Source organism: Rhodopseudomonas sp. G2_2311 (genome assembly GCF_047501505.1).
Lineage (GTDB): Bacteria > Pseudomonadota > Alphaproteobacteria > Rhizobiales > Xanthobacteraceae > Rhodopseudomonas > Rhodopseudomonas palustris_H.
Genome location: NZ_JAZDRK010000019.1, coordinates 36,812 through 54,486, shown reverse-complemented (window position 1 = coordinate 54,486; position 17,675 = coordinate 36,812). Strand labels below are relative to the sequence as shown.

At 66.0% G+C, this 17,675-nt stretch carries 15 protein-coding genes and 1 pseudogene; 1 reads left to right on the top strand and 15 read right to left on the bottom strand.

The window, feature by feature from the left end:
* Positions 1-10: 10 nt before the first annotated feature.
* From VRZ08_RS20400 to VRZ08_RS20375, 6 genes are all read right to left on the bottom strand, one after another.
* On the bottom strand, positions 11-1,921 hold the full coding sequence (locus VRZ08_RS20400; RefSeq protein WP_414533727.1) for a nitric oxide reductase activation protein NorD: 1,911 nt from the start codon (positions 1,919-1,921) through the stop codon (positions 11-13).
* Between the two features lie 143 nt (positions 1,922-2,064).
* Positions 2,065-2,877, bottom strand: coding sequence for a CbbQ/NirQ/NorQ/GpvN family protein (locus tag VRZ08_RS20395; protein WP_414533699.1), 813 nt, complete (start codon positions 2,875-2,877; stop codon positions 2,065-2,067).
* Between the two features lie 56 nt (positions 2,878-2,933).
* The gene (locus VRZ08_RS20390) at positions 2,934-4,280 is read right to left on the bottom strand and encodes a cbb3-type cytochrome c oxidase subunit I (protein WP_107354699.1); all 1,347 of its coding nucleotides are present in this window, start codon (positions 4,278-4,280) and stop codon (positions 2,934-2,936) included.
* A 37-nt stretch (positions 4,281-4,317) separates the two neighbouring features.
* Entirely contained in the window at positions 4,318-4,770 is a 453-nt protein-coding gene (locus VRZ08_RS20385) for a c-type cytochrome (protein ID WP_107354698.1), read from the bottom strand.
* Between the two features lie 112 nt (positions 4,771-4,882).
* Positions 4,883-5,152 carry a cytochrome C oxidase subunit IV family protein gene (locus VRZ08_RS20380; protein WP_263991008.1) on the bottom strand — a complete coding sequence of 90 codons (270 nt, stop codon included), beginning with the start codon at positions 5,150-5,152 and terminating at the stop codon, positions 4,883-4,885.
* A gap of 4 nt (positions 5,153-5,156) precedes the next feature.
* Positions 5,157-5,765, bottom strand: coding sequence for a cytochrome c oxidase subunit 3 family protein (locus VRZ08_RS20375; RefSeq protein WP_414533698.1), 609 nt, complete (start codon positions 5,763-5,765; stop codon positions 5,157-5,159).
* Between the two features lie 136 nt (positions 5,766-5,901).
* Here VRZ08_RS20375 and VRZ08_RS20370 point away from each other — a divergent pair, with 136 nt between their 5' ends.
* On the top strand, positions 5,902-6,057 hold the full coding sequence (locus tag VRZ08_RS20370; protein WP_230765584.1) for a hypothetical protein: 156 nt from the start codon (positions 5,902-5,904) through the stop codon (positions 6,055-6,057).
* Between the two features lie 6 nt (positions 6,058-6,063).
* Here VRZ08_RS20370 and VRZ08_RS20365 read toward each other — a convergent pair whose 3' ends face one another.
* The 9 genes and pseudogenes from VRZ08_RS20365 to VRZ08_RS20325 all read right to left on the bottom strand — a co-directional run.
* Entirely contained in the window at positions 6,064-7,017 is a 954-nt protein-coding gene (locus tag VRZ08_RS20365; protein ID WP_414533697.1) for a hypothetical protein, read from the bottom strand.
* Positions 7,018-7,049: 32 nt separating this feature from the next.
* On the bottom strand, positions 7,050-10,358 hold the full coding sequence (locus VRZ08_RS20360; RefSeq protein ID WP_414533696.1) for a carboxyl transferase domain-containing protein: 3,309 nt from the start codon (positions 10,356-10,358) through the stop codon (positions 7,050-7,052).
* 63 nt (positions 10,359-10,421) lie between these two features.
* Positions 10,422-12,137, bottom strand: a complete 1,716-nt coding sequence (locus VRZ08_RS20355; protein ID WP_414533695.1) for an AMP-binding protein — start codon at positions 12,135-12,137, stop codon at positions 10,422-10,424.
* Between the two features lie 26 nt (positions 12,138-12,163).
* Positions 12,164-13,048, bottom strand: coding sequence for an ABC transporter permease (locus VRZ08_RS20350; protein ID WP_414533694.1), 885 nt, complete (start codon positions 13,046-13,048; stop codon positions 12,164-12,166).
* Entirely contained in the window at positions 13,045-14,001 is a 957-nt protein-coding gene (locus VRZ08_RS20345) for an ABC transporter permease (RefSeq protein WP_107346482.1), read from the bottom strand. The genes VRZ08_RS20350 and VRZ08_RS20345 overlap by 4 nt, the downstream gene beginning before the upstream one ends.
* 52 nt (positions 14,002-14,053) lie before the next feature.
* Positions 14,054-15,607 (bottom strand): ABC transporter substrate-binding protein, encoded by a 1,554-nt coding sequence (locus VRZ08_RS20340; RefSeq protein WP_414533693.1) that lies wholly within the window; start codon positions 15,605-15,607, stop codon positions 14,054-14,056.
* Positions 15,598-16,647, bottom strand: coding sequence for an ABC transporter ATP-binding protein (locus VRZ08_RS20335; RefSeq protein ID WP_414533692.1), 1,050 nt, complete (start codon positions 16,645-16,647; stop codon positions 15,598-15,600). Before VRZ08_RS20335 ends, VRZ08_RS20340 begins: the two co-directional genes overlap by 10 nt.
* Complete coding sequence (locus VRZ08_RS20330; protein WP_413776053.1) at positions 16,644-16,949, bottom strand: oligopeptide/dipeptide ABC transporter ATP-binding protein; 306 nt, start codon at positions 16,947-16,949, stop codon at positions 16,644-16,646. The genes VRZ08_RS20335 and VRZ08_RS20330 overlap by 4 nt, the downstream gene beginning before the upstream one ends.
* 39 nt (positions 16,950-16,988) lie before the next feature.
* Positions 16,989-17,552 (bottom strand): annotated as a pseudogene (locus VRZ08_RS20325) (ABC transporter ATP-binding protein); the annotation flags it as partial.
* Positions 17,553-17,675: the final 123 nt, after the last annotated feature.

Here is a 17,675-nt window from a genome sequence, read left to right as displayed (position 1 = left end):
CGGCCGCCGGTCACCCCATCAGGTTGCGGTAGATGCCCGGGAGCGCTGCGGGCAGCCGACCGATATGTCCGACGATGGCATAACCGGCGCGGCCGAACAGCGTCGGGAAGTACGACTGCGCATCGACATCGATGGTGACGCCGAACACTGCAATGCCGCTGCGGCGCGCTTCCTGCACCGCCCTGCGGCTGTCCTCGAGCGCGAACCGGCCCTCGTAGTGGTCGACGTCGTTGGGCTTGCCGTCGGTCAGCACCAGCAGCAGCTTCTTGCGCTGCGGCTGTTTGGCCAGCTCCGCGCTGGCATGGCGCAGCGCAGCGCCGATCCGGGTGTAGTAGCCGGGCTTCAGCGCCGCGATCCTCCGCTCGACCAGCGGGCTCATGCTCTCAGCAAAGGCCTTCACCGTCTCCACCCGCACCCAATCCCGGCGCCGCGACGTGAACGTCAGGATGCTGTGCTGATCGCCGCAGGCTTCGATGCCGTGGGACAGCACCGTCAAAGCTTCTTTCTCGACGTCGAGCACGCGGCGATTGTCGATCCAGGCATCGGTCGACAGCGAAACGTCCACCAGTAGCGTCACGGCCAGGTCGCGCGCCTGCGACCGGGCTGCGAGATGGAAACGATCGAAGCCGCTATCGCCTGCGGCAATCTCGCAGCGCGAGCGCACCAGCGCGTCGAGATCGAGATCATGACCGTCGGCTTGCGCCCGCAGCACCTCGTGCCGCGGCCGCAACGCCTCGAACTGACGCCGCACCCGTTTGACCAGCGCCCGCGTCGCCTCACCGCATTGCCACGCCTCGCCCTGCTCCGGCGCCTGCTGCGCCAGCACCCGGCAATGATCCGCAAGATAGGCGCCGCGCTTATAGTCCCATTCCGGATACAGCTTGCCGGCGGTGAGCCGGCTGTGCTCGATCGCCTGCGGCGGCAGATCGAGATCGAAACGGAATTTGCTCGCGGGCTTCTTGGTCGATTTGCCGATGGTGATCTCGTCGAGATCGTCGGCCGCCTTGTCGGCGTGGTCGTCGTCGTCCTCGTCGGTCGGGCGATCGACATTGACCATCTCGGCCATCGCCAGGATCTTCTCGAACCGGTTGAGCGCCAGCGGATCGCGCTTCGGCCCGTCGTCCGCCTTGCGCTTTGCCGCCTTGCGTCGCGGCTCCGAACATGGCTTGGACGCCGCCTCGTCGGTGTCGTCGGGATCGCGGACCGGAGCCTCGACATCGCGAGTCCAGACTTCACCCCACAACGGGCACGGCAGGAACGGCTGATAGCCCGGTGGCGACCCAACCGAGATCTCGCCGTCGGTCACGATCATCCGCCACAGTTCGGGGTCCGGCGTCATGTTCGCACCGAGCAGCACCTGGATCGCGGTTTCGAGATCGCTCTCCGTCCGCGGCAACGCCCGGCGTGGCCGCGCTGCAGCCGTTGCTGCCGCAAGTTGATGGTAGGAGGCGCGGAAACCGGGATAGGCGGCCAGCACCCGTTGCGTCGTCGCGTATGCCCGTCGCAGCAGCAGAACGTCGCGCCGCAGCGGATCGGCTTCGTGTACGCTGCCGGTCGGCGCCACTGCGAACCAGGCCGCCAGCCAGCGATACAGCGCGCGATTCAGCGCGACATCGGCGAACAGCGCAATCCGGTCGGGCAAGAAGAGCGTGGCGTCGTCGCGGCCAGGCTGCATCAGCCGCTCCTCGCCGAGCCCGATGCGCTGCCGCCAGCCGAGCCGGTGCCCCGAGGTGCGGGCGCTGCTACCGGCAAGCTGCACCGCGGTCTCTCCCCCGAGCCCGCGATACATCACGCCGAGCGCGGCGCGGCAGTCGCTTAGCGTTGCCGCGTGCTCTGGATGCTCCGGATAGCTCGCCGCACGCCCCACCAGCCGATGCCAGGCGCGACCGACGGTTTCTTCGAGTTCGAGGAAGTCGAGCATGGTGATGGTCCACAACGTCCCGGGTCCGTCATTCCGGGGCGCGAGCGCAGCTCGCGAACTCGGAATCCCGAAGTTGTTATCGAAAGAGATTCAGGGTTCGCCGCTACGCGGCGCCCCGGAATGACCGTGTCGAGGCGATCACGTCACCCCATCACCGCGCTGGCGACTTCGATCAGGGCGGCCTTCACGTCGGTATCGTCGGTCAACGGCTCGATCAGACCGGCGAGGACGGCGTCTCGCACCGAGAGGCCTTCGCTGATCAGGCTGGCGCAATACACTAACAGCCGGGTCGAGACGCCTTCTTCGAGGTCGTGGCCCTTGAGCTTGCGCAGCCGGCCGGCGAGTGCGACCAGCGGCGCGACGCGCTCGCTCGGCAGGCCGCTCTCGGCCGCCACCACCGCGACCTCCTGTTCGGGCGCGAGGAATCCGAATTCGATGGCGGCGAAACGCTGCCGGGTCGACGGCTTCAGCGCCTTGAGCAGGCTCTGATAGCCGGGGTTGTAGGACACCACGAGCATGAAATGCGGCGGCGCCTGCAGTTCCTCGCCGGTGCGCTCCAGCGGGAGCACGCGGCGATCATCCGCGAGCGGATGCAGCACCACCGCGACGTCCTTGCGGGCCTCGACCACTTCGTCGAGATAACAGATGCCGCCTTCCCGCACCGCGCGGGTCAGCGGACCATCAACCCACACCGTCTCGCCGCCCTTCAGCAGGTAGCGGCCGGTGAGATCCGCCGCGGTGAGGTCGTCGTGGCAGGACACCGTGAACAGCGGCAGGCCGAGCCGCGCCGCCATATGCGCGACGAAGCGCGTCTTACCGCAGCCGGTCGGCCCCTTCAGCAGCAGCGGCACCCGTCGCTTCCAGGCGTGTTCGAACAGCGCGCATTCGTTGCCGGCTGGCGTATAGGGCGGCGGAGCGGGCAGCGTCGCATCAATGGCGTGCAGAGCGGGCTTCATGGCGATCTCCGTGAATGGAAAGAGGCGGCCACGGATTCCCATGGCCGCCAGGGGGCCTATTCGGCCGGTTGCAGGGCGCCTGTCAGCGTGGCCTGCTTGGTGCGTCCGGCGACGAGGATCGCCCAGACGAACATCAGCGCGGAGATCAGCACGGCGACGCCGGAGCCGAGCCGCACCCAGTAGAACAGTGCGATCTGGTCCTGCACCTCCATGTAGCCCTGGCCGAGCACGCGCTGCAGATGCACCTGGATGATGCCGGCGAAAGTGAGCGCGAAGGTCATCACGCTCATCGCCGTGCACATCAGCCAGAAGCTGGCGATCGACAGCGCCTGGTTGTACGGCGCACGGCCGCGGAGCTGCGGGATCGCGTAGGTCATCATCGCCAGGTTCAGCATCACATAGGCGCCGAAAAAGGCGAGATGGCCGTGCGCCGCGGTGACCTGGGTGCCGTGGGTGTAGTAGTTCACGCTGGACAGCGTGTGCAGGAAGCCCCAGACGCCGGCGCCGAAGAACGCCATCACCGAACAGCCCACCGACCACAGCAGCGCGGCGCGGTTCTCATGCTTGCGGCCGGCCTTCCAGGTCATCTGCACGGTGAACACCACCATGGTGAAGAACGGCGCGACCTCCAGGGTCGAAAACAGCGAGCCGATCCACTGCCAGTAGCCCGGCGCACCGATCCAGTAATAGTGGTGGCCGGTGCCGAGGATGCCGGAGAACAGCGCGAGGCCGATGATGACGTAGAGCCACTTCTCCACCACTTCGCGATCGATGCCGTTGAGCTTGATCATCAGAAACGCCAGCACCGACGCCATGATCAATTCCCACACGCCCTCGACCCAGAGGTGCACGACGTACCACCAGTACATCTTGTCGAGCGCGAGGTTGGCTGGGTTGTAGAACGCGAACAGGAAGAAGATCGCCACGCCCCACAGCCCGAACAGCAGGATGTTGGTGATGGTGGTCTTGCGCCCTTTCAGCACCGTCATGGTGATGTTGAACAGGAAGATAAGGCAGACCACGACGATGCCGACCTTGATCACGAATGGCTGCTCGAGGAATTCCCGCCCTTCATGATAGTGGAACAGATAGCCAACCACCGCGGCGCCGGCGGCGCCGAAGAACAGCCAGAATTGCACTTTCGCCAGCAGCGGGCTGAACAGCTCGTTCTCGGCCTCTTCGGGCACCAGATAATAGGCACAGCCCATGAAGCCCATCAGCAGCCAGACGATCAGCGCGTTGGTGTGGATCATCCGGACGATGTTGAAGGGCAGCAGCTCCGACAGCGTGTTCGGCAGCACATAGATGGTGCCGGCGAGCACGCCGAACGACACCTGGGCGAGGAACAACGTCAACGCGCCGTAGAAATACAGCAACGCGACCTTTTGGGTTTGATATTTCATCACGAGGTCTTTCTGATGCGGATGCGTGAAGGTCGGATCAACCGGCGTCGTTCGGCGGCCAGTGCTGGGTCTTGATCTTGCTGGTCCATTCCAGGAAATCGGCGAGGTCACCCACCTCCTGATCGGTCAAATGGAACTGCGGCATCTGCCGCCGTCCCTGGACGCCGGACGGCTGCGACGCCATCCAGGATTTCAGCATCTCGCGGGCCTGAGCCGGATCCTTGTCGCCGCCCCAGCGCACCCAGACGTTGCTGAGTTCAGGAGCGAAATACGCACCCTCGCCGAGCAGGGTGTGACAGTTGATGCAGGAGTTCTTTTCCCAAACATGCTTGCCGCGGGCCACCGAGGGGGTCAGCGTCCCGGTGTCGGTCGACTTGGTCGCGATGTAATAATGGCTGTGGGCGGTGAGCCCGATGAAGATCGCGAAGAAGAAGGCCGAGCCGCCGAAGAACACATTGCGCGCGGCAGACTTGGTGAGGCGTTCAGCCATCACGTGATTCCTTTTCGATGTGGGGGAGGCGAAGGTGCGGCGCTGCAGCTTCGTCCGCGACACTAATCGACCGGGCCGCCGCAACTTTGTGCTGGCTCAAGGTTCGGAACGATTAGCGCAGAGCTTGTACCAATGGCGAGGCGAGTGCACCGCACGCCACCAGCGCAATCCAGCCGAACAGCAGCGCCCGCCACGGCCCCGGCGCGCCGCGGAACCCGAAGTAATCGAGCACAACCAGTCGGGCTTTCAGCACTGCGATCACCATCAGCACAGCGCCGCCGGCAAACGCAGCAGCGGCACCACGACTGAGTAAAACACCGAGGATGGTCAGCAGCAGGAGAGCGATCGCGCTGCGATCTCGGCGCTGAGCGAACCGGATCATCGCGTCACCGCATCAGATAGACGATCGGGAACATCACCAGCCACACCAGATCGACCATATGCCAGAAGCAGGTTCCGCTTTCGACCGCAGCCGCATTGGTGCGCCACGCGACGCCGAGCAGGATCGCGATCCCGAGTGCGACATGCAGCAGATGGAATCCGGTGAGCAGGAAATACAGCGTGAAGAAGGTGCTGCCATCGATATCGGCACCGCGGCCGATCTCGCCGGCATATTCGAACAGCTTGATGGCGATGAACGCGGCGCCGAGCAGACAGGCGCCCAGCGTCCAGCGCCACGTCGCCTGGCGTGAGCCAGCATGAGCAGCGGCGCTGGCCTTGGCGGCGAACCAGCCGCTCGACACCAGGCAGAGCGTATTGGCGGCGGCGAGCGCCGGATCGAGCTGGCCCTGCCCGGCCGCGAATGCTTCAGGCTGCAGCGCCCGCGCGATCTGGAACCCGATCAGCAGCGCGCCGAACGCGGCGAGTTCGCTGAAGATCAACACCCACATCATCAGGTGACCAGGCAGCGAATCCAGCGTGCTGACACCGGACGCGGTGCGGCTATCGGTGCTGTCGGAGAGCGCGGGCACGCCCGCTGCGATCGCGTCGGTCATGGCGCGACGATAGAGGCGGGTCCCGCCGGAACGTTGTGCCGCGACAAACTCGCAGACATTTCACCAGAGCTTGCGCCCCGACAAACAGCGCTTCCCGGCGGCCGCTAGGATGGCTCCGTCAAACCATGAGGGGCCCATGACCGAAGCCAAGCTGGGGCTGATCGTCGTCTCGGTGATCATCATCACCTTCGCGTTCGCGATGCGGCGGTTCGGCGCGCTGCAAACCACGGGCGTGGTCGCCACCGCGATCATCACGGTGGCGATTGCGGCCAGTCTGTTCCTGACCCAATAGGCAGGACTATCCCGTCGGATACAGCGCAGCATATTCCTGCGCATACGGGGCGTAGGAGTCCTTCAACGTCGCCGAATTCAGCAGCATGGTCGCGACCAGACGGCCAGTGGCGTCATAGGCTTCGCTGCGCACCCACATGCTCTCGGTTCGCTTGCTGCCGGACAGCGCCACCACCTTGCGCTCGATCCGATACGGCTCGCCGACATAGAGCGGCCCGTCGATCAGCCGGATTTCCTGATCGGCGAACAGGCCGACCACCGGTCCGCGCACCTGCAAGCCGTCCTGCTTGCTGAGATACTGGAACAACACGCTCAGCATCTCCAGCGGGATGATCGCCTTGCCCCACGGCGAAGCTCCGCCCGGCCGATAGTACGGCGACGGCTCGGTGATCACTTCCAGCTTCTGGGCGAGCGAGAACGGATACAGCTCGCCCATGACCTGATCGTGATCCATGCGCGCCGCCTGGGTCTTGGTCATCATCCCGACCGAGACGTCCCGCAGGATCACCGGATCGGCCAGCGGCTTCAGTTCGGTAAGGCGGACGTCGAGCGCGGACGGCGGCGCGTCGCGGCCGACCGAGACCGTGCCGCGCAGCACTTCGGTGCCGTCGCGCTTCACCATGCGGATGGTGGTGTGACGGCCACCGGCCGCGGGCTTGTCGACGATCGCCTGAACGTCCTCGCCCTCGAACGCGGCGTTACGGTAATGAGCCGAGATGCAGCCGGTCTCGAACCATTCTTTGCCCCACAGCCGTTCGCACAGCGGCGCGAACTGGCTGAAATGCGTCGGGCCTTCGATGGTACCGCCCTTGAAGCCGAGCTTCTGAGCGGTGGCGTCGTCGTGGATCGAGGCGTGCGAGTCGTACACCTGGGCGTGCAGCATCTGCCGCGGCTGGCGCCACGGCCCGACCAGCGCCTCGCCGGTGTCGTCGATCGGCGTCTCGAATGCAGCTTGCGTCATCGTTTCGCTCCCAATCGTTTCTGCGCCGGCTGTTACCAGGTGTCGATGCAGGGCCGCTTGCGCTCGCTGCGCTCCGGCGGCGTCGGCACCGAGCGCAGCCCGGCCATGATCCAGCGCCGCGTCTCAGCAGGATCGATCACATTGTCGATCTCGAACACCGAGGCGATCGAGACCGCCTTGCCGTTGGCATACAGCTCCGCGACCTTATTCTTGTAGTAAGCCTCGCGCTCGGCCGGATCGGCAATCGCCTCCATCTCCTTGCGGAAGCCGAGGCGCACGTAGCCCTCAAGCCCCATGCCGCCGAATTCACCGGTCGGCCAGGCGGCGGTGAAGAACGAGGCGTGGAAGCCGCCGCCGATCATCGACTGCGCGCCGAGGCCGTAGCCCTTGCGGAGCACGATGCCGAACAGCGGCACGGTGAGGCTGGCGCCGGTGACGAACATCCGCGCGACGTGGCGGACGATCGCAGTCTTCTCAGCTTCCGGGCCGACCATGAAGCCGGGCGTGTCGCACAGCGACACGATCGGAATGTCGAACGCATCACAGAGCTGCAGGAAGCGCGCCGCCTTGTCGCCGGCATCGGCGTCGATCGCGCCGCCGAGATGCTTCGGATTGTTGGCGATCAGGCCGAACGGTTTGCCCTCGATCCGAATGAAGGCGGTGATCATGCCGACGCCGAAATCGCGGCGCAGTTCGAGCACCGAGTCCTCGTCGGCGATCAGGTCGATGACGGTGCGGATATCATACACCCGTAGCCGGTTCTCAGGGATTGCCCGGCGCAGCAGCCGCTGGTCCGGAGCCTTCCACTCGCGCACCGCGCCCTGGAAGTAGGACAGATATTTCTGCGCGACCCGGGTCGCCTCCTCTTCGTCCTGCACCAGAATGTCGACCACGCCGTTCGGCGACTGGAACGACACCGGTCCGACTTCCGCCGGGTGATACACGCCGAGGCCGCCGCCTTCGATCATCGCCGGACCGCCCATGCCGATCGAGGCGTTCTGGGTGGCGATGATGACGTCGCAGCAGCCCAGCATCGCGGCGTTGCCGGCAAAGCAATAGCCGGAGACGATGCCGACCACCGGCACCAGGCCGGACAGCTTGGCGAACTGCACGAACGACGGACCGTCGAGTCCGGTCATGCCGAGCCGATCGGTGTCGCCTGGCCGGCCGCCGCCGCCTTCGGCGTAGAACACCAGCGGCATCCGCCACTGCTCGACCAGCGTCAGCATCCGGTCGATCTTCTTGTGGTTCATGTGGCCTTGGGTGCCGGCCAGCACAGTGTAATCGTAGGCGATCACCATGCAGCGCGCGGCGTGCTCGCCGAACTGCTTGGCGTTGACGGTGGCGACGCCGGTGATCAGGCCGTCGGCCGGCGTGTTCTTGATCAGGTCGTCGAGCGGACGGCGGCGGCGCTGCGCGGCAATCGCGAGGCTGCCGTATTCCATGAACGAGCCTTCGTCGACGAGCTGCGCGACATTCTCGCGCGCGGTGCGCTGATTGGTCTTGCGCCGCCGCCCGACCGAGTCGGGGCGGTTCTCGTCGAGCGTGTTGGCCTGCCGCGCCAGCATCTCGGCGAGGTCCGGCCGGATCGCGTCGAGATCGATATCCTCTTCGGCGACGACGTGGTCGCCTTCGACGTCCTGCGGCTCGAAATACAAGATCGGCTCGCCCTGCATCAGCGTCACGCCGTCGGCGGCGACGATGCGGCGGATGCGGCCGCCCTGCTCGACCGCGACCAGATGCTCCATCTTCATCGACTCGATCACCGCGAGCTGCTGCCCCGGCCGTACCACGTCGCCCTCGGCAACGGTGATCGCCACGACGGTGCCCTGCAGCGGCGCGGCGATCGCGACCGCGCCCTCCGGCACCGGCTCGGCGTTGGCCACGGCGCCGCTGCTCTGCTTTTCCAGGCTCTCCGTCGCGATCAGCGGCTGACCAAACTGCTGCGCGGCTTCGACCAGATCGGCGACGTGCCGATCGATGAAGCTGGTGCTGACGCGATTAGCCTTGAAGTCGGCGTGCGCGAGGATCGCCTGCAGCAGCGGAATGTTAGTGGCAACGCCCCCAACTCTGAACTCGCGCAGCGCACGGGACGCCTTGGCGACCGCCTCGGCCCAATCGCCGCGGCCATGCACGATCACCTTGGCGAGCAGCGAGTCGTAAGCCGCGCTGGTGGTGTAGCCGGCGTAGCCGAACGTATCGACGCGGACGCCGGGGCCGGACGGCGGCTCGAAGACCGCCAGCGTGCCGCCGGTCGGCTTGGTCGCGCCTTTGGCGTCCATGGTTTCCATGTTGACGCGGAGCTGGATGGCGAACCCGCGCGGCCGCGGCACCGAGGCCTGATCGAGCCCGAGCGCCACCAGCATCGCGCCGCCGGCGACGGCGAGCTGCGAGCGCACCAGATCGACCGACAGCACCTCTTCGGTGACGGTGTGTTCGACCTGCAGCCGCGGATTGGCTTCGATGAAAGCAAAAGCGCCGTCGCCCTCGCCGGCTTCACCGTCGACCAGGAATTCGAAGGTGCCGAGGCTATCGTAGTTCGCCGCTGCCGCGAGAGTCTTGGCCGCCTCGACGATGCGGCTGCGCAGCCCCTCCGGCAGCGACGGGCTCGGTGCGATTTCGATCAGCTTCTGATTGCGCCGCTGGATCGTGCATTCGCGCTCCCACAGCTGGCTGACATTGCCATGGCGGTCGCCGATGATCTGCACTTCGATGTGCCGGGCATTGCGGATCAGCCGCTCGGCATAGACGCCCTCATAGCCGAACGCCGCCTTGGCTTCGGATTGGCAACGCGCATAGGCGTCGGCAAGATCCTCGGCGCGCTCGACGATGCGCATGCCGCGGCCGCCACCGCCGGCCATCGCCTTGATCATCACCGCCGGCTTGTCGCCGAGCGACGCAAAGAACGCCTGCACCTCTTCCAGTGTCGACGGCCCGATGGTGCCGGCGATGATCGGCACGCCGCAGCGTTTCGCCAGCTCTTTGGCGGCGACCTTGTCGCCGAACAGCCGCAGCGCCTCCGGCGACGGACCGACGAAGGTGATGCCCTCCTCGGCGCAGCGCCGCGCCAGATCGGCGTTCTCGCTGAGGAAGCCGTAGCCGGGATGCAGCGCATCGCAACCCGCCGCCTTCGCCGCCGCGATCACCGCTTCGATATCGAGATAAGCCCGTGCACCGCGGCCGGGGATCTGTTCGGCGTGGTCGGCGATGCGGACGTGCAGCGACGCCGCATCGTCGGCGGGATGGATCGCCACCGTGGTCAGGCCGGACTCGGCAGCGGCGCGCGCGATACGGATCGCGATCTCGCCGCGGTTGGCGATCAGCAGTTTTCGGAACGGCATTGGGGATTTCCTCGGCAGGTAGCTTTGGGCCGGCAACGCCTGTGCGTCGCCGGCCGTCTCGTTTCACAGCGGCGCGTTGGCGTTGAGCTCTTGCTTCTTCACCTTGCCGGTCGCGGTCATCGGCAGCGCGTCGATAATACGGATCTCTGGAACCTTGTAGACCGCCATCCGCTCTGCGCACCAGGCCTGCAACTCAGCCGGCGTGACGGTGCCTTCGGCCTCCGGCTTGAGCTGGATGAAAGCGACCGGCACCTGGCCCTTGCCGGGATCGTCGCGTCCGACCACGCCCGAACCGAGCACCTTCGGATGCTGACCGAGCAGCGCTTCGATCTCCGGCGGAAACACGCTCATGCCCTTGACCTTGAGCATCTCCTTGCGGCGGCCGAGGAAGTGTAGGAAGCCATCGGAATCGATGGTGCCGATGTCGCCGGTGCGCAGCCAGCCGTCGACCAGCGATTGCGCGGTCGCCTCCGGCTTATTCCAGTAGCTCTTGAGCAGCGACGGCGTCCGAACGCGAATTTCGCCTTCGCCGCCGAGCGGCACCAGCTCGCCGGTCTCGAAGTCGGTGATCTTGAATTCAGCGCCCGGCACCGGCAGGCCGACGAAGATCGGCTGCGACACCAGATCGAAATCGTCGCCCTGAAAGCCTGCCGTGAAGGTGTTCGAGGTGTGGGTCTCGGTCATTCCCCACGCGGCTTCGGTGAGGATCGTGCCGGTGAGATCCTTCCAGCGCTTGCGGTAGGTCGGGTTGAGCTTCTTGACGAACGACACCACCCGCACTTGGCTGAGCGAAGACAGATCAAATTCCTTGAAGCGCGGATGATCCATCAGCTCGACCGCGCCGTCGACCGGCATCGCGGTAACGTTGACCTTATAGCGCTGGATCGCGGTGAGCACGCCGAGCGCATCCCACCGCGCCAGCAGCACCAGCGTTGCGCCGGTAAACATCGGGAAGATCAGGCCGAAGTTCTCGCCCGCGATCCAGAACTCGGGGAAGAACGACAGGAACACGCTGTTCTGATCGGCCACCACCGAGATGCCGTGATTGGCGGCCGCCGTGTAGACCATGTCGCGCTGAGTGTGAACGCAGCCCTTCGGCATGCCGGTGGTGCCGCCGGTGTAGTTGAGCGCTGCGACCTCGTCGAGCGCGGCCGGCGGCAGCGGCTCCGGCTTCGGCAGCGCGGCGAGCGCCGGTAGCAGGTCGGTCGCGCCTGGCACGGCGATCCGCGGGCCGCTCACCGAATCTGGAACCGGGATCGTCGGATTGGCCGGAATCACATCGGCAAAGCTGGTGACGATCACCTCGCGCAGTGAGGTCTCGGGACGGACCTGCTCGACCACGCCAGCGAGCTGGTCGAGCGCGACGATGACTTCGGCGTCGGTGTCGTTGAGCTCGTAGGACAGCTCGAACGCGCGCGACAACGGACTGACCGGCACATGGATGGCACCGAGTTTCAAGATGCCGAAGAACACGATGTGGAACTGCGGGCAGTTCGGCAGGAACACCGCGACGCGGTCGCCCTTCTTCACGCCCTTCTGCATCAACAGCGCCGCGAACCGATCGCTCTGCTCGTCGAGATCCGCATAAGTGGTGACGTGACCGTAGAAGATCACCGCCGGCCGCAGCGGCGCCGATTTCGCCCAGGCGCGCAGATATTCGCTGAGGGCGACCTCGCCGTGCAGATATTGGGGCTCGCGCGGCGTACCCTTCGGCCATGCCTTCGCCCACAGCTCATGCAGCTTTGCAAGATAATCGGCTTCCTTGGCGTCCACGGTCATGTCTCGTCCTTGTTGTTCTTGTTTGATCAGTTGCGCTTCATCGTCGGATCGAGTGCCGCCCGCAAGGACTCGCCGAGCGTGTTGTAGGCGAGCGCGGTGAACAGGATGGCGAGCCCCGGCGGATACATCTGCTCCGGCGCGATCTCCATGTTCTGATAAGCGCGTGCCAGCATCGCGCCCCAGCTCGGATCGGGCGGCTGAATGCCGAGACCGAGGAAGCTGAGGCTGGCCTCGGCGAGCAGCGCGGCAGCGAGCAGCAGCGTCACCTGCACGATCACCGGCTGGATCGCGTTCGGCAGCACGTGGCGCCACAAGATGCGCGTGGTCGAACCGCCGAAGCAGCGCGCGGCGTCGACATACAGCTCCTGCCGCACCACCAGCGTGCGAGCCCGCACCAGCCGCGCAAGCTGCGGCGCGAACACGATGCCGACCGAGATCATGCCGTTGGTGAGACCGATGCCGAGCGCGCCGGTGACGGCGATCGCGAGGACAATCGCGGGGAACGACAGAAAGCTGTCGATGACGCGGCTGATCATGGTGTCGACCCAGCCGCCGAGATAGCCGGCTAGGATGCCGACCGGCACCCCGATCAGCACCGCGATCGCCACGGCCAGGAAGCTCGCATACAGCGACGCCATGCCGCCGTAGATCAGCCGGCTCAGCGTGTCGCGGCCGAGGTCGTCGGCACCGAGCCAATGCTGCGCCGACATCGGCGCCAGCGCCGCATCGATGTCCTGGGCGACCGGATTATACGGCGCGATCCACGGCGCCAGCAGCGAGATCACCAGCAGCACCAGCAGAAACGTCAGGCTGATGGCGCCGCGCAGATCGGACACGAACCAGCGCAGGAAGCGGAGCATCCGGCGGCGGCGATGCTGATGCGGAGGGGCGGTGAGCGACACCGACGTCATGACGCGATCCTCGGGTCGAGCACGCTGTAGAGAATGTCGGTGAGCAGGTTCAGCGTCACCACGATCAGCACCATGGTGAACACCACCCCCTGCACCACCGGGAAGTCGCGATGCATCGCGGCGTTGACGATCAGCCCACCCATGCCGGGGATCGCGAACACCGCTTCCACCACCACCGTCGCCGCGAGCATTCGGTTCGCCAGCAGGCTGATGACGGTGAGCAGATTGACGCTGACGTTCTTCAAGCCGTGCCGCCACAAAATCGACGACGGCGGCAGCCCCTTGGCGTGCAGCGTACGAACCTGCTGCGACGACAGGATTTCCACCAGCGAGGAGCGCAGTTGCCGCGCCACCTCGGCGATGCCACCGGAGGCGAGTGCGAGCGCCGGCAAAATCGCATGGCTAAGCGCGGCCGCCGGGTCCTTCATCAGCGACGCGGCGCCGGTCGCCGGCAACCAATTGAGCTGCAGCGAGAAGAACGCCACCAGCAACATGCCGAGCCAGAAGTTAGGTACGGCGACGCCGAGCGAGGCGATCGCCATCACGATGCCGTCGATCCACGAGCCCGGCTTTGCCGCTGCCGCGATGCCGAGCGGCACGCCGATCACCAGCGCGGTCAGCAGTGCAAGCGCCACGATCAGCAGCGTGTGCGGCAGGCAGCGCTCGATCGAAGTCAGCACCGCCTCGCTCGACACCAGCGAGGTCGACAGATCGCCCTGCACGGCCTTCCACAACCAGGCGCCGTATTGCACGAGGAACGGCTGGTTCAGGCCATACAGCTCGCGGATTTCGGCGATGCGCTGCTCGGACGCGTTGTCGCCCGCCAGCGTCACCGCGACGTCGCCGGGCACCAGCTTGAGCAGCCCGAACACGATGAAGGTGGACAGCACCACCACCGGCACCGCGTGCAACAGGCGGCGACCGATGATGCGCAGACGCATGGCGTTCAACATGACCAAACCCATTTGGCAGAACGGCGCCGCGAGCAGTCGCGGCGCCGTTTGATCAGGCGAGCGAGATGTTCTCGAACTTCGGCTTGCCGAGCAGGTTCGGCTGGAAGTCCTTGACCTTCGCCGATAGCGCGTCGAGTTCGTACTGGAACGCCAGCGGCGCCGACAGCGCCTGCTCCACCGTGAAGCGCTGGATCTTGGCGAACACGGCGGCGCGCTCGTTGAGATCCTGGCTGGCGCGGCTTTCCTGAATCAGCTTCGACAGCTCAGGATCGGCGGTGCGGCCGGCGTTGTAGTACGCGCCCTTATCGAAGCCGAGCCCGTAGGTCATGCTCGGATCCGGACGCCCGGTCCAAGCCGACACCAGCATGTCGAACTTCTTCTCCTGGGCGAAGAATTGCGCGCTGATTTCGGCGATGGTGCCGCGAGTGAACTTCAGCTTGATACCGACCTTGCCGAGCTGATCCTGAATCACTTCACCGCGCCGTACCGAGTCCTGATCGGTGTAGCCGCCGATGGTCATCTCCAGCCCGTCCTTGTAGCCGGCCTCGGCGAGCAGCTTCTTCGCCTTCTCCGGATCGTACGGATAGGTGCCGGCAACGTCCTTGGCATAGGCCCAGTGCGAGCTCGGCAGCGTCATCCGCGCCGGCTCGCCGAGGCCGCTCAGCGCCGCCTTGACGAAGGTGTCGCGATCCAGCGCATAGTTGATTGCCTGCCGGACCTTGACGTTGTCGAGCGGCGCGCGGGCGTAGTTGAAATACACCTGAATGCAATACAGCGTCGGCGACGACACCAGCTTGAGGTCCTTGGCGCGTTCGATCACCGGCTTCAGCCGCGCCGGCAACTGGAACGCCATGTCGTTCTGGCCGGCGACCACCGACCGCAGCGCCGTGGCATTTTCCGGGATGATGTTGAACTCGATGCCGTCAAGGAACGGCCGGCCCTTGCGCCAATAGCTTTCGTTGCGCGCGACGACAACGATCTCATTGTCGTTCCAACGCACGAACTTCCACGGGCCGGCGCCGACCGGCTTGCGATCGGTGTCGTTGCCGAGCGCCTTGATGTTGGTCGGTGACACCATCATGCCGGCGCGATCCGACAGGATCGCCGGCAGCGCGGTGTCGGGATTCTTCAGCTTCAGCGTGACCTGCAGCGGGCCGGTGACCTCGACGCTGTCGACGCTGGACAGGTCCGGCTTGACGTTGGAGCGCTGGTCGGAGCGGTTGCGATCGAGGTTGAACTTCACCGCCTCGGCATCGAGCGGCGTGCCGTCGTGGAATTTGATGCCTTCGGAGATGTCCAGCACCATGACCTTCGGATCGGGATACGACCACTTCGCCAGCCCCGGCTTCGGCTTCAGGGTGTCGTAGTCCCACTCCACCAGGGTGTCATAGATCGTCCACAGGATGCTGTGATCGGAGCCGGCGCCGCCAGTCGCCGGATCGAGCGACGACGGATTGGCGGGCGCAGCGACCTTCAGGATGCCGCCGGTCTTGGCGGCGAGCGCCTGCCCCGGCAGTCCAAGCACGCCGGCCGCAGCCGCGCCGCCGAGCAGCGCCAGAACCTCGCGACGGCGCAGCGTGCGTTCACCGAAATCGATCACGCGCATGTTGGTCCTCCCATGATTGTTGTGTTTTGTGCTTGTCGTTGATCAGGCGGCGGACCGTCGGCGGTCGCGAAGTGGCAAGCGACACGGTGCCCCGGCCTCACCTCGCGCCAGGCCGGCATCTCATCCGCGCAGCGCGGCTGCACCGACGGGCAGCGGGTGCGAAACCGGCAGCCGGACGGCGGCGCCACCGGACTCGGGATCTCGCCTTCGAGAATGATGCGGCGATCGACCCGCAGATGCGACGGCAGCGGGATCGGTTCGGCCGACAGCAGCGCGCGCGTATAGGGATGCAGCGGATGCTCGATCACGTCTTCGGCCGGGCCAAGCTCCATCAGCTTGCCCAGATAGGTGACGGCGATCCGGTCCGAGATGTGCGACACCACCGAGATGTCGTGGGTGATGAACACGTAGGTGAGGCCGAACTCGCGCTGCAGGTCAGCGAACAGGTTGAGCACGTCGCCGCGGATCGAAACGTCGAGCGCCGCCACCACCTCGTCGCAGACGATCACCTTGGGGCGCAGCGTCAGCACCCGCGCGATGTTGACGCGCTGCTTCTGTCCGCCGGAGAGCTGGTGCGGATAGCGATCGGCAGCTTCCGGCGACAGGCCGACGCGCTCCAGCGCCGCGATGCCGCGGCGGCGGCGTGACGCCGCATCGCCCTCGCCGACGATCTCCAGCGGCTCCATCACGCTGTCGATGATCGTCATCCGCGGGTTGAGCGCCGCGTTGGGATCCTGAAACACGATCTGATAGTCGCGGCGATGCTTCCGAAACGCCCTGGCGCCGAGCACGGCAGGGTCGACGCCCTGATGCAGGATCTGGCCCTCGGTCGGCTTCAGCAACGACACGAGAGCACGGCCGAGCGTGGTCTTGCCCGATCCTGACTCGCCGATAATGCCGAAGGTCTCGCCGGTCCGAACCTCGAAATCCATGCCATCGACCGCCTTGACGGTGTCGTGGCCGTCGCGCGTCGGAAACAGGATGCGCAGATCGCGCACCGCGATGACATCGCTCGGAGACGCGGACACGGGCTCGGTCAATTCACTGCTCCCGGCAAGGCCAGTTCGGTCGCCCGCCAGCAGCGGGCGTCATGGCCGGCATCGACCGCGACCATCGCCTGCTCGCGCTCGCAGCCGGCCGCCGCATGTGCGCAGCGCGCGCGAAACCGGCAGCCGGCCGGCATCGCATTCGGCGACGGCACCCGGCCGGGAATCGAGGAGAGCACGCCGCGGCGGGCGCTGAGCCCAGGCAGCGAACGAAGCAAGCCCGAGGTGTAAGGATGGCGTGGCCGCATCAGCACGTCGTCGACCGGCGCGTCTTCGACGACTTCCCCGGCATACATCGTGATCATCCGCGTGCAGGTTTCGGCGACGACGCCGAGATCATGGGTGATGAAAATCAGCGCGGTGCCGGTACGCTCGCTCAGCGACCGCAGCAGGTCGGTGATCTGCGCCTGCACGGTGACATCGAGCGCGGTGGTCGGCTCATCGGCGATCAGAAGCTTCGGCTTGCAGATCAGCGCCATCGCGATCATCACGCGCTGCCGCATGCCGCCGGAGAGCTGATGCGGATATTCGTCGCAGCGCCGCTCCGGCGCCGGAATGCCGACTTCGCGCAGCGCCTCGATGGCGCGATCGCGGCCCTCGGCACGGCTCACCGGAAAATGCACCCGGTAGGCTTCGCTGATCTGATCGCCGACGGTGAACACCGGATCGAGCGCGCTCATCGGCTCCTGGAAGATCATCGCGATATCGCGGCCGCGCACCGCCCGCATTCGCCGCGGCGACAGCTTCAACAGATCGACGCCGTCGAACACGATCTCGCCGCGTACCTGTGCGTTGTGCGCCGGCAGCAATCGCAGCAGCGACAGTCCGGTCACCGTCTTGCCGCAGCCGCTCTCACCGACCAGGCCGACGCGCTCGCCTGGCGCGATCGAGAAGCCGACGTTGCGCGTGATCGGCAGCGAACCGCCGGCGGTCGCGAACGACAGCGACAGATCGCGCACCGAAAGCAGAGGCGCTCCGGCATTGCCAGGCACGGCTGCACGATCGAGCGCAATGGTTTGACT

Coding starts and splice junctions, on each gene's coding strand:
- VRZ08_RS20400 (WP_414533727.1), bottom strand. CDS start 1,921: ATGCTCGACTTCCTCGAACTCGAAGAAACCGTCGGTCGCGCCTGGCAT.
- VRZ08_RS20395 (WP_414533699.1), bottom strand. CDS start 2,877: ATGAAGCCCGCTCTGCACGCCATTGATGCGACGCTGCCCGCTCCGCCG.
- VRZ08_RS20390 (WP_107354699.1), bottom strand. CDS start 4,280: ATGAAATATCAAACCCAAAAGGTCGCGTTGCTGTATTTCTACGGCGCG.
- VRZ08_RS20385 (WP_107354698.1), bottom strand. CDS start 4,770: ATGGCTGAACGCCTCACCAAGTCTGCCGCGCGCAATGTGTTCTTCGGC.
- VRZ08_RS20380 (WP_263991008.1), bottom strand. CDS start 5,152: ATGATCCGGTTCGCTCAGCGCCGAGATCGCAGCGCGATCGCTCTCCTG.
- VRZ08_RS20375 (WP_414533698.1), bottom strand. CDS start 5,765: ATGACCGACGCGATCGCAGCGGGCGTGCCCGCGCTCTCCGACAGCACC.
- VRZ08_RS20370 (WP_230765584.1), top strand. CDS start 5,902: ATGACCGAAGCCAAGCTGGGGCTGATCGTCGTCTCGGTGATCATCATC.
- VRZ08_RS20365 (WP_414533697.1), bottom strand. CDS start 7,017: ATGACGCAAGCTGCATTCGAGACGCCGATCGACGACACCGGCGAGGCG.
- VRZ08_RS20360 (WP_414533696.1), bottom strand. CDS start 10,358: ATGCCGTTCCGAAAACTGCTGATCGCCAACCGCGGCGAGATCGCGATC.
- VRZ08_RS20355 (WP_414533695.1), bottom strand. CDS start 12,137: ATGACCGTGGACGCCAAGGAAGCCGATTATCTTGCAAAGCTGCATGAG.
- VRZ08_RS20350 (WP_414533694.1), bottom strand. CDS start 13,048: ATGACGTCGGTGTCGCTCACCGCCCCTCCGCATCAGCATCGCCGCCGC.
- VRZ08_RS20345 (WP_107346482.1), bottom strand. CDS start 14,001: ATGTTGAACGCCATGCGTCTGCGCATCATCGGTCGCCGCCTGTTGCAC.
- VRZ08_RS20340 (WP_414533693.1), bottom strand. CDS start 15,607: ATGCGCGTGATCGATTTCGGTGAACGCACGCTGCGCCGTCGCGAGGTT.
- VRZ08_RS20330 (WP_413776053.1), bottom strand. CDS start 16,949: ATGTATGCCGGGGAAGTCGTCGAAGACGCGCCGGTCGACGACGTGCTG.